The following is an 11,637-nucleotide window of genomic DNA, read 5'->3' on the forward strand; positions in this document are numbered from 1 at the left end:
CCCCCCCGCCCCCGCGCGCCCGGACGCGGTGCGGCCGGGGCCCATCCGCACCGCCCGCGACGCCGTCACCGCGACCGTGCTCTACCTGCGCCGGCTCGGCTACCGGGACATACGCCGTGCCGACCAGCGGCCCCCGTCCGGCATCGGACTGGCCGCACCCGGCCTGCTCGCCCAGGTGGACCCGGCGGTGCGCCCCGCCTCCCCGCGGGACGTGGAGTGCCTGTGGCTGACGGCCATGACGGAGTCGGCGGGCTGCGCCTACTTCTCGCTGGGCGGATACGCCGAGGACGCCCGCGCGTGTGCCGACACGCTGGGCGTCCCCTTGTTCGTCCTCGATCCGGCCGGCACCGCCACCCCGGTGAACGGCCCGGGCCGCGCCCTGGCCGAGGCGGGCGCGGCCTGAGCGGGCTTCAGGAGCCGTACCCCTCCCGCAGTTCGATCTTGCGCACCTTTCCGGACACGGTCATCGGGAAGGCGTCGAGGAGCCGCAGCGCGCTCGGGATCTTGTAGTGCGCGAGCCTGCCCTCGCAGAAGGCGCGCAGTTCCTCCAGGGTCGGGGGCTCGGCCCCGTCGCGCGGGATCACGCAGGCGAGGACCTCCTCGCCGTACGTCTCGTGCGGCACCCCGACGATCTGGACGTCCCGGATCTTGGGGTGGGCGTAGAGGAACTCCTCGATCTCGCGCGGGTAGATGTTCTCGCCGCCCCGGATGATCATGTCCTTGATCCGGCCGACGATCTCCACGTACCCGTCGTCCCGCATCACGGCGAGGTCGCCGGTGTGCATCCAGCGGCCCGCGTCCACGACGTCGGCGGTCTTCTCCGGTTCGTTCCAGTAGCCGAGCATCACGCTGTAGCCGCGGGTGCACAGCTCCCCCGCCGTGCCGCGCGGCCGGGTGACCCCGGTGGCCGGATCGACGACCTTGACCTCCAGGTGCGGCAGCACCCGGCCGACCGTGCCGGTGCGGTGCTCCAGATCGTCGTCCATACGGGTCTGCAGCGACACGGGGGACGTCTCCGTCATGCCGTAGCAGATGGAGACCTCCTCCATGTGCATCTCGGCGACCACCCGCTTCATCACCTCCACCGGGCAGGGCGAGCCGGCCATGATCCCGGTGCGCAGCGTGGAGAGGTCGTAGCCGTCGAAGTCGGGGAGGTTCAGCTCCGCGATGAACATGGTGGGGACGCCGTACAGGGAGGTGCACCGCTCCCGCTGCACCGCCTCCAGGGTGGCCTTCGGCTCGAAGGACGGCGCCGGGATCACCATGCAGGCGCCGTGCGAGGTGGCGGCCAGGTTCCCCATGACCATGCCGAAGCAGTGGTAGAAGGGCACCGGGATGCAGATCCGGTCCTGCTCCGTGTAGCCGACCGTCTCTCCGACGAAGAAGCCGTTGTTGAGGATGTTGTGGTGGGAGAGGGTGGCGCCCTTGGGGAAGCCGGTCGTGCCCGAGGTGTACTGGATGTTGATGGGGTCGTCGCAGGACAACGACGCCTCGCGGGCCCGCAGTTCGTCCCGCAGTTCGTCCCGCCGGCCGTCCGAGCCGCGCGCGGTGAACGCCGCCCAGCCCGGGTCCCCGATGTACACGGTTTCGGTGAGTCGCGGGCACCGGCCGCGGACCTCCTCGACCATCGCCCGGTAGTCGCTCGACTTGTGGCTGAGGGAGGCGAACAGCAGCGAGATCCCGGCCTGCTTGAGGACGAACTCCACCTCGTGGGTGCGGTACGCCGGGTTGATGTTGACCATGACGGCGCCCACCCGCGCGGTGGCGTACTGCACGAGCACCCACTCGGCGCAGTTGACCGCCCAGATGCCCACCCGGTCGCCCTTGGCGATCCCGCTCGCGAGCAGCGCGCGGGCCAGTTCGTCGACGTCGGCGGCGAACTCCGCGTAGGTCCAGCGCCGGCCGGTGGCGACCTCCACCAAGGCGTCGCGGCCGGGCCAGGCGGCCACGGCCCGGTCGAGGTCGGCGCCGATGGTGTCGCCGAGCAGGGCGGTGGTCCCCGTGCCGTGCGTGTACGACGGCGACGGGGCCGCCGGGCTGTGCGGGGTCGCTGCGGTCACCGGAAGTCCTCCTCGCGGTACTCGTGCGCCGAGCCGGCGGCCGTGGCCTCGCGCAGCTCGATGCGGCGGATCTTGCCGGAGACGGTCTTGGGCAGCGCCCCGAACTCCAGGCGGCGGATGCGCTTGTAGGGCGCCAGCACCTCGCGGGAGTGCTCGAAGACGACCTTGGCGGTGTCGGGGCCCGGCTCCCAGCCCTCGGCGAGGACGACGTACGCCTTCGGCACGGCGAGCCGCAGCTCGTCGGGCGCGGGCACGACGGCCGCCTCGGCCACGGCCGGGTGTTCCAGCAGCACGCTCTCCAGCTCGAACGGGCTGATCTTGTAGTCGGACGCCTTGAAGACGTCGTCGGCGCGCCCGATGTAGGTCAGGTAGCCGTCCTCGTCGCGGGCGGCGATGTCACCGGTGCGGTAGTAGCCGCCGGCCATCGCCTCGGCCGTGCGGTCCGGGTCGCCGTGGTAGCCGGCCATCAGGCCCACCGGGCGCTCGGTCAGGTCCAGGGCGATCTCCCCCTCGGCGGCGCCGGGCGCGCCGGAGACCGGGTCGAGGAGCTCGACGCGGTAGCCGGGGCTCGGCCGGCCCATGGAGCCGGTCTTCAGCCGCTGGCCCGGGCTGTTGGAGACCTGGACGGCGGTCTCGGTCTGGCCGAACCCGTCCCGGATGGTGACGCCCCAGGCGCGCCGCACCTGTTCGATGACCTCGGGGTTGAGCGGTTCGCCCGCGGCCACGACCTCGCGGGGCCGGCCGCGCAGCTGTCCGAGGTCCGCCTGGATGAGCATGCGCCACACCGTCGGCGGCGCGCAGAAGGTGGTGACCTGGGCCCGGTCCATCTCCGACATCAGCCGGGCCGCGTCGAAGCGCGTGTAGTTGTGGATGAAGACCGTCGCCTCGGCGTTCCACGGGGCGAACAGGTTGGACCAGGCGTGCTTGGCCCAGCCGGGCGAGGAGATGTTCAGATGCACGTCCCCGGGTTTCAGACCGACCCAGAACATGGTGGCCAGGTGCCCGATGGGGTACGAGGTGTGGGTGTGCTCGACCAGCTTGGGCCGGGCGGTCGTGCCGGAGGTGAAGTACAGCATGAGCGGGTCGTCGGCCAGGGTGGGGCCGTCGGGCACGAACTCCGCGGACGCGGTGCGGGCGTCCTCGTACGGCTCCCAGCCCTCCTCGGGCAGCCCGCCGACCGCGAACCGGGTGTAGGCGCCCGGCACGTCCGCGAACTTGGCGGTGTCCTCGGCCCGCACCAGCACGTGCTTGACCCGGCCCCGCTCCACCCGGTCCCGCAGGTCGGCGGGGCCGAGCAGCGGGGTGGCCGGGATGACGACCGCGCGCAGCTTCATCGCGGCCAGGGCGGTCTCCCACAGCTCGGCCTGGTTGCCGAGCATGACCAGGACGCGGTCCTCGGCGCCGACGCCGCGCGAAGCCAGGTGGTTCGCGACCCGGTTGGAGCGCTCGGCCAGCTCGGCGAAGGACAGGCGGGTCTCGGTGCCGTCCTCCTCGACGATGTGCAGCGCGGTCCGGTCGTTGCCGGCGGCGATCACGTCGAACCAGTCCAGGGCCCAGTTGAAGTGCTCGGGCCGTGGCCAGCGGAAGCCCTCGTAGGCCGTCGTGTAGTCCTCGCGGTGCTCCAGCAGGAAGTCCCGAGCGCTGCGGAACAGCTCGGTCGCCGTCGTCATCTCTCCTCCAGGCCTGTCTGGTCGCTCGCCCCCGGCGGGGTCCCGGCCGGTGCCGGTGTGCTTCCGCGGGCTCACTCCCGGTGTTCCCGACCATTGCCGGGCGGCTCTCTGGCATCGTCTAATCCGTGATGCAGGTCTCACTACCCCCGAACGGGGGTGTGGTCCACGCGGACGGGGGTGTGGGCAGCACGGGAGCCGCGCCGAAGGAGCGATGAAGTGGCAGCAGAGGCCGTGGCGGCGGTGGAGATACGTGGTGCGCTGGCCCGGCTGCGGCGCGGCACCGGTCTTCCGGTCGCCTTCGGGGGCCTGGTCGAGTCCGGCAGGTCGCAGATCCGCATCAGCGAACTGAGTGGCACCGCGACGGCGGCCCTCAGCTCGCTCGCGGTGACCGCGGGCAACGGGCTGGGCGGCAAGGCGGTGGCGCTGGGCCGGCCGTGCGCGGTCATGGACTACCCCAGTTCCCGGCACATCAGCCACGAGTACGACGTGCCGGTGGCCGCCGAGGGCATCCGCTCGGTGCTCGCGGTGCCGGTCGTGGTGCGGCGGCGGGTGCGCGGGGTGCTGTACGGCGCGCTGCGCTCGGCCCAGCCGCTGGGCGAGCGGACGCTGGACGCGGCGGTGGCGGCGGCGCGGGACGTGGAGCAGGCGCTGGTGGTCCGGGACGAGGTGCGGGGGCTGCTGGTCTCGGCCAGGACGGAGCCGGCCGCGAGCCGGGGCGGGACGGACGGGGCGGCTGGCTGGGAACAGGTGCGCGAGGCGCATGCGGCGCTGCGCGCGCTGGCGCCGCGGATCGCCGATCCGGCGCTGCGGGCGGAACTGCTCGCCGCGTGCGGTCTGTTGACCGCGCCGCGCCCGGCCGCCGGCACGAGCCTGGCGCCGCGTGAGCTGGACGTGCTGTCCTGGGTGGCGGCGGGCGCCACGAACGCGGCCGTGGGCGAGCGGCTGGGCCTGCGACCGGAGACGGTGAAGGGATATCTGCGCTCGGCGATGCGGAAGCTGGGCGCGCACACACGAGGGGAGGCGGTGACCGCGGCTCGCCGGGCCGGACTGCTGCCCTAGGAAGGGCGGGCGCCGGGCCCGCCGCCGCGACCGTGAGGAAACCTGCCCATTCATGCGACGGTGCTCTGAATTTTCCAATGCGTGACCGTTTGTTATTTCCCTCACCACGGCCTCCATCCGGATTTCATGGATCGTTGCCTAGAATTTGGCCAGTACGCGACACAGGAGGGGAGCGGTGACCGTGCGACGGGACTTCCAGGAGCCTGCCCGATGCCGCCCCGACCTGCTCATCGGCCGCGAGGACCTGTTCGCGACCGCGCGCGACCAGCTCGCCTCGGGCGGCAGCGTGCTGCTGCACGGCGCCGCCGGAATTGGGAAATCGACCGTCCTGCGGGCATTGGCCGACGAATACGGGGCCACCGCGCACACCGTCCTGCGCTGCTCGGCCACCGAGTCCGAATCGCACCTGCCGTTCCTGGCCCTCGCCGACCTGCTCGGCCTGGTCCTCGACGACGTCGCCCCGCGGCTGCCCGCCGCCCAGCGCACCGCGCTGGAGTCGGCGCTCACCGGACGCGGCGAGTCCAGCCTGCTGCGCGACGGCCTGGCGCTGCGCCTCGCGGTCCTCTCGGCGCTGCGCGCGCTCGCCACCCGCGGCCCGGTCCTGGTCGTCGCCGACGACCTGCAGTGGCTGGATCCGGCCAGCGCCGAACTGCTCGGCTTCGCCGCCCGCCGTCTGGAGGGCACCCCGGTGCAGCTGCTGTGCGCGGTACGCACGGAGGGCCAGGAGAGCCAGGAGTACGCCCGCCACCTGCGCGCCTGCCCGCCGGACACGGTCGCCGTCCGGCTCGGCCCGCTCAACCGCGCCCAGGTCGCCCAGCTCCTCGACCACCGGGGCCACAGCGGCCTGCCCCGCTCCACGGTCCGCGAGATCCACCGCACCAGCGGCGGCAACCCGCTGTTCGCCCTGGAACTCGGCCGCGCCCTCGCCGAGAGCGCCGCCCGGCCCCGGCCGGGCGAGCCGCTGCCGGTGCCGACCTCGCTGCGTGCCCTGGTCCTCAGCCGCCTGGACATGCTCTCGGTCGAGGCCCGCCGCACCCTGCTGGTGGCCAGCGCCGGGGCCCGCCCCACCGTGGCCCTGCTGCACGCGGCCGGCCGGGACAACGCCGAGGCCGAGTGCGCCCAGGCCGCCGAACTCGGCCTGCTGGCCACCGAGCAGGAGGCGCCGGCCGCGGTGCGGTTCGCGCATCCGCTCATCTCCGCCGCGCTGTACGCCGAGGCGCCCGCCCAGGAGCGGCGGGCGGCGCACGCGGCGCTGTCGACCGCGGCCTCCGACCCGATCGAACGGGCCCGGCACCTGGCCCTCGCCACCACCGGCACCGACCCCGAGGTGGCCGCCCGGCTCGCCGAGGCCGCGGCGCTGGCCCGGGACCGGGGCGCCCCGTCGGTCGCCGCCCAGCTCGGGCTGCTCGCCGCCCGGCACACCCCCGCCGACAGCGCGCCCGGACCCGACGACCGGCGGCTGCAGGCGGCCGAGGACGCGATCACCGCGGGCGAGGTCGACCTGGCCCGGGACATCGCCCGCGAGGTGCTGACCCGGGCGACCGTGCCCGCGGACCGGGTACGGGCCTGGATCATCGTCATCGACACCGCCGGGCACACCATGGCCGAGGTGGACGCCGTCTTCCCGCAGGCCCTGGCCGACGCCGGCGACGACCCGCGGCTGCTGGCCCTCGTCCACTACCAGCTGGCGTGGCGGGGACTGATCGTGGAGGGCGACTTCACCGAGGCCCGGGAGGAGGCAGCGCACGCCGCCGAGCTGGCCGAGCGCGGCGGCGACCGGCGCACCGAACTGCTCGCCCTCGCCTTCCAGGCGCAGACCGAGACGCTGATGGGCCATCCGGAGGCCCCCCGGACCATCAAGCGCGCCCTGAAGGAGCCCCAGGACCCGCGGGTGGCCTGGCACCACAACGGCGCGGGCAGCGCCCGGTTCCGCTGGCTGGTCATGGGCGACCAGCTGGTGGAGGCCCGGGCGACGGTCACCGCGCTGCTGCGCGAGGTGCGCCGACGCGGCTCGGTGGAGAGCGAGGTGCACTTCCTGCGCGGCCTGGCCGAGACCGAGCTGCGGGCCGGGCACTGCGGCCGGGCGCTGGAACTGGCCCGCGAGAGCCTGCGCCTCGCCCGGGACTCGGGCATCGGCGAGACCGCCTCGGCGATGCTCACCTCGCTGGCGGAGGCCTCCGGCGGCGACGTGGACCGCGCGCTTGCGCTCGCCCGTGAGGCGGTGGAGCACGCCGAGGAGGACGGCGACCAGATGTACCTGTCCCGGGCGCTGGGCGCCCTCGGGTACGCCCAGCTGGTGGCCGGGGACCCGGCGGGCACGGTCCGCTCGCTGCGCCGGGTGCGCCGCCTGGAGCTGGGGCTCGGCATCACCGACCCGGCGCGCGGCCGCTGGCACGGCGACCTCGCCGAGGCGCTGGTCCGGATCGGTGAACCGGCCGAGGCGCAGGACGTCATCGACGCCAGCCGGGAGCACGCCCTGCGGCTCGGCCGGGAGAGCGTGCTCGCCGTCCTGGACCGGGCGCAGGCGCTGGTCCGCGCGGCCCTCGGCGACCAGGAGGCCGCGGTGGCCCAGCTGACGTCCGCTCAGGACCGGCTCAGCAAGCTCGGCTACGGCCTGGAGGAGGCGAGGGCCGCGTTCGCGCTGGCCCAGCTGCGCACCCGGCACACGGAGAACGGCCCGCGCCGGACGGCGGCCTACGACGAGGCCACGCGGCTGTTCCGGCGCTGCCGGGCGCTGCCCTGGCTGCGCCAGGTGGAGGAGGCCCTCACCGGGCGGGAGCCGGAGCCGACCCTGGCGGTGCCGGGGGCCCCGGACACCCTGGACGCGCTGGCGGGTCTGGCCTCGATGGAGCGTCAGGTGGCCGCGCTGGTGATGGAGGGCGCCACCAACCGGGAGATAGCCGGGCGGCTGTTCGTCAGTGTGAAGACGGTCGAGGCGACCCTGACCCGGGTCTACCGCAAGCTCGGCATCCGATCGCGCGTGGACATCGTCCGTTTGGCGGCGGCGCGGCGCGCGAAGTGACGACGTGCCAGGTTAACTGAGCCGGACCGAGGGTTTTCCCTCCCCCACCCCCCAGGGGGTTTCCCTCATTGGGGGACGGAGGTTCCGGGTCCTAGCGTAAGGGGTGTGCCGCTCGCCCGGGCATACGGGGACCGGTCCCGCGACCTCCGTGACCGACCCCCACACCCGCGCGACCCCCCACCGGCAACGCCACTGAGGAGACTCATGTTCGGGCTCAGACGTGCAAGACCCACCGCCGCGGTCCTGGTGGCCACCGCCGCCGCCGCGGCGACCGCGCTGGTCGCCTCCCCCACGGCGACCGCCGCACCCCAGCCCATCGTGGGCGGTACGACCACCACCACCGCGGCGTACCCCTTCGTGATGCAGATCACCGACGCGTCCGGCAGCCAGTTCTGCGGCGGCACCCTGGTGGCCGCCCGCAAGGTCGTGACGGCCGCGCACTGCATGGTCGGCGAGACGGCGAGCAGTGTCCGGGTGGTCGGCGGGCGGACCGACCTGAACGGGACCGACGGCAAGGTCGGCAAGGTCAGCAAGATCTGGGTGAACCCGGACTACAGCGACGCCACCGAAGGCGACGACGTGGCCGTGCTGACCCTCGCGACGTCGATGCCGTACAAGCCGGCGTCGTACGTCACCCCGTCCCAGACCGGCCTGTACGCGTCCGGCACCACCGCCCGGATCCTCGGCTGGGGCACCACCTCGGAGAACGGCAGCTCCTCCAACCAGCTGCGGACCGCGACCGTCCCGATCGTGTCCGACTCCAGCTGCAAGAGCTCCTACGGTTCGGACTTCGTCCAGTCCGACATGGTTTGCGCCGGATACACGTCCGGCGGCGTAGACACCTGCCAGGGCGACAGCGGCGGTCCCCTGCTCATCGGGGGCGTCCTGGCAGGGATCACTTCCTGGGGGGAGGGGTGCGCGGAGGCCGGTTACCCGGGTGTGTACACCCGGCTGACCACCTTCTCGGACCTCGTGACCGCGCAGGTCCGGTCCTGACCCGGGAGCAGCGCACCTGAGCACCCCTCAGGTAGATGCCGGGGGGGCGTTGCGAGCCACCACGAGCGGCCCGCAGCGCCCCCCTTTCCACGTGCCCGGCTACTTGTCGGCGGTGAGCCTCCCGGCGGCGCCCCAGCTGTCCGCCGGCACCTCGTGGATCCACACCTGCACGCTCTCGGCCGGGACCCCGTAGGCGTCCACGAAGGCGTCGGTGACCCGCTTGACGAGGTCGCGCTTGAGCTCGGTGTCGCGCGGGCCCTGCTGGACGGTGACGATCGGCATGACTGACTCCCTGGTGATCCGCGATCGAGGATGATCGCCGGTGCCACCAGTCCACCGCGCGGCGGGGCGCCGACCAAGAGGCAGATCGCGACCGTGACGATCAGCTTTCCTGATCGCCGCAGGCCAGCAGCAGTTTCTCCAGGTGCGGCGTGGGGTCGGCGGCGGGTACGGCCAGTCCGGTGGGCAGCGCGAGGCCTGGCGCGCGGAAGGGGACGTAGGCGACCCGGGGCGTGTGCAGCACGCGCGCGTGGGAGGCGAACACCACCGTCCACAGGGGCCGGGAGCCGATGGTGGCGAGGGTGTCCTGGAGGGAGCCGCCGACGGGCCCGGGCCGCGGCTCGAACCCGGCCGCGTGGCAGGCGCCGACGACCAGGTCGACCAGGGCGGGGTTGGTGCGGCGCGAGGTCAGGGCAAGCGGCAACCCGGCCAGATCGGCGAGCGCGATCTCCGGCCGGGCGGCCAGCGGGTGCGTGGCCGGGAGGGCGGCCACCAGCGGATCGGGCCACAGGGGCAGCACCCGTACGCCGGGCGGTGGTTCGGCCGCCCGCACGAACGCCGCGTCCAGCCGGCCGGCCGCGACGCCGGCCAGCCGTTCCCCGGCGGGCAGCGAGTACAGCTCCACCGGCACGTCCGGGTCCCGCGCGGCGAACGCGGCCAGCACCCGGTCCAGATGGGCGCCGAGCCCGGTGCTGGTGCCGATGCGCAGCCCGGCGGGCGGCGCCACGGCCGCCCGGGCCCGCTCGGCCGCGGTCAGCACCGCCCGCGCCTCGGGCAGCAGCCGCTCACCGGCGGGCGTCAGCCGCACCCGGCGCGGCGAGCGGTCGAACAGCTCGGCGCCCAGATCCCGTTCCAGGCGCTGTATCTGCTGGCTGACCGCGGACTGCACGATGTGCAGCCGGCCGGCCGCCCGGCCGAAGTGCAACTCCTCGGCGACGGCGACGAAATAGGTGAGCTGCCGCAGTTCCATTCCCCGACTGTAGAGGGCTCACCCGTCCGGGTGACCGGCTCACGGCCGCGCGCGGATGCCGGACCGGACGTCGTACGGCTACCAGGGCACGGGGGGCGAGGGAGGGAGCCGCCGCCTCGCCGCCCGCCGCCTCGCCGCCCTGCCTCGTGCCCGCGCGGCGGCCTCGACAGGCGATCTTGCCCGGGCGCGCCGAGAATGAGCGTGGGCCGGGCGCGGATCTCCCGGCCGCCCGGCCCGCGAGCCGTGCGCGGTGTCGCGGCCAGGCCCCGACCGCCCTGACCGGAGAGGGGCTGACCGGTGGTGCCGGACGACAGAGCCGCACGTGTCGCGGACTTCATCGCACCCCTGCGCGTGGCACCGGGTGCGCGGGTGGACCTCGCCCGGGACTTCGACCCGGGCTGGAAGGCCGGGCTGCGCAAGCGGGACGCGGCGGAGCTGCTGCGGTCCGGGGTGGCCCTGCTGGCCGAGTACCAGGAGCGGCTGGCCGCCCAGGACACCTACGGGGTCCTGCTGTGCCTCCAGGCGCTCGACGCCGGGGGGAAGGACGGGACGATCCGGCACGTCATGAGCGGCGTCAACCCGCAGGGCGTCCGGGTGAGCAGCTTCAAGGTGCCCTCGGCCGAGGAGCTGGACCACGACTACCTGTGGCGCTACGCCCGCCGGCTGCCCCGGCGCGGCGAGATCGCCATCTTCAACCGCTCGCACTACGAGGAGGTCCTCGTGGTGCGGGTGCACCCGGAGAACCTGGTACGGCAGCGGCTGCCGGAACGGGCCCGCGGCCCGGGCGTCTGGGACCGGCGCCACCGCGAGATCAACGAGTGGGAGCACTACCTCACGGACAACGGGTTCAAGGTGGTCAAGGTCTTCCTGAACCTGTCCAGGGAGGAGCAGCGCGTCCGCTTCCTGAAGCGGATCGACCTGCCGGAGAAGAACTGGAAGTTCTCCGCGTCCGACGTCCGCGAGCGGCGCCACTGGGACGAGTACCAGCGGGCCTTCTCCGAGATGCTCTCGGCCACCAGCACGGAGTGGGCACCCTGGTACGTGGTGCCGGCGGACCGCAAGTGGGTCGCGCGGATCTGCACGTCCGCCGTCCTCGCGCACACCCTGATGGACATCGACCCCCGCTTCCCCGACGTGGGCGAGGAGGCGCGCAGGGAACTGTCCGCCGCCCGGGAGGAGCTGGAGCGGGAGGCGCCGGAGGGGGCCGCGCCCGATCCGTACGCGGCCCGGCACGCGCGCGCGGACACGGTGGGGGCGGCCGGACCCGGGCGGGCGGACGGCGGGAAGCACGGCGGGAAGCACGGCCGGCGCTGACAGGACCGGGCCCGCAGCGCCCGGACCGGAGGCGACGCGCAAGGCTCCTGGTCCTCGGACCCGACGCGCCCGCTGACCCTCCCCTGGCACCGACGGGAATTCTGACGGCCCTTCCGGCGTAGATTCCCTTACGGGTCAACGGTGTTCAGGGACTTCCGAGGAGCGGACATGACCGAGGCGTTGGTGCTGGGCGGCGGCGGTGTGGCCGGGGTCGCGTGGCTCACCGGGGTGCTGGCGGGGCTCGCCGAGCGGGGGCGGGACGTGACG

General features: G+C 74.1%; 8 protein-coding genes and 1 pseudogene. 5 read left to right on the plus strand and 4 right to left on the minus strand.

Annotation, left to right across the window (positions count from 1 at the left end):
- Positions 1-403, plus strand: a pseudogene (locus V7E45_RS34095) (hypothetical protein); the annotation flags it as partial.
- A gap of 7 nt (positions 404-410) precedes the next feature.
- Here the strand turns inward: V7E45_RS34095 and V7E45_RS34100 are convergent.
- Together V7E45_RS34100 and V7E45_RS34105 are read right to left on the minus strand one after the other, a co-directional pair.
- Positions 411-2,060 (minus strand): AMP-binding protein, encoded by a 1,650-nt coding sequence (locus V7E45_RS34100; RefSeq protein WP_333778118.1) that lies wholly within the window; start codon positions 2,058-2,060, stop codon positions 411-413.
- The gene (locus tag V7E45_RS34105; protein WP_333778119.1) at positions 2,057-3,730 is read right to left on the minus strand and encodes an AMP-binding protein; all 1,674 of its coding nucleotides are present in this window, start codon (positions 3,728-3,730) and stop codon (positions 2,057-2,059) included. Before V7E45_RS34105 ends, V7E45_RS34100 begins: the two co-directional genes overlap by 4 nt.
- A gap of 216 nt (positions 3,731-3,946) precedes the next feature.
- Between V7E45_RS34105 and V7E45_RS34110 the strand changes: the two genes are divergently transcribed.
- The 3 genes from V7E45_RS34110 to V7E45_RS34120 all read left to right on the plus strand — a co-directional run bounded on the left by V7E45_RS34110 (position 3,947) and on the right by V7E45_RS34120 (position 8,807).
- Positions 3,947-4,789, plus strand: a complete 843-nt coding sequence (locus tag V7E45_RS34110; RefSeq protein WP_333778120.1) for a helix-turn-helix transcriptional regulator — start codon at positions 3,947-3,949, stop codon at positions 4,787-4,789.
- A 175-nt stretch (positions 4,790-4,964) separates the two neighbouring features.
- Entirely contained in the window at positions 4,965-7,811 is a 2,847-nt protein-coding gene (locus V7E45_RS34115; RefSeq protein WP_333778121.1) for an ATP-binding protein, read from the plus strand.
- Positions 7,812-8,015: 204 nt separating this feature from the next.
- Positions 8,016-8,807: a S1 family peptidase gene (locus V7E45_RS34120; protein WP_333778122.1), complete on the plus strand. Its 792-nt coding sequence runs from the start codon at positions 8,016-8,018 to the stop codon at positions 8,805-8,807.
- 99 nt (positions 8,808-8,906) lie between these two features.
- Here the strand turns inward: V7E45_RS34120 and dmpI are convergent, their stop codons facing one another.
- Positions 8,907-9,089, minus strand: a complete 183-nt coding sequence (dmpI, locus tag V7E45_RS34125; RefSeq protein WP_443056326.1) for a 4-oxalocrotonate tautomerase DmpI — start codon at positions 9,087-9,089, stop codon at positions 8,907-8,909.
- Between the two features lie 100 nt (positions 9,090-9,189).
- Positions 9,190-10,056: a LysR family transcriptional regulator gene (locus V7E45_RS34130; protein ID WP_333778123.1), complete on the minus strand. Its 867-nt coding sequence runs from the start codon at positions 10,054-10,056 to the stop codon at positions 9,190-9,192.
- A 300-nt stretch (positions 10,057-10,356) separates the two neighbouring features.
- Here V7E45_RS34130 and V7E45_RS34135 point away from each other — a divergent pair, with 300 nt between their 5' ends.
- Entirely contained in the window at positions 10,357-11,370 is a 1,014-nt protein-coding gene (locus V7E45_RS34135; RefSeq protein ID WP_333778124.1) for a polyphosphate kinase 2 family protein, read from the plus strand.
- Positions 11,371-11,637 lie beyond the last annotated feature (267 nt).

Origin of the sequence: Streptomyces sp. IBSBF 3136 (assembly GCF_036815105.1) — a bacterium.
Lineage (GTDB): Bacteria > Actinomycetota > Actinomycetes > Streptomycetales > Streptomycetaceae > Streptomyces.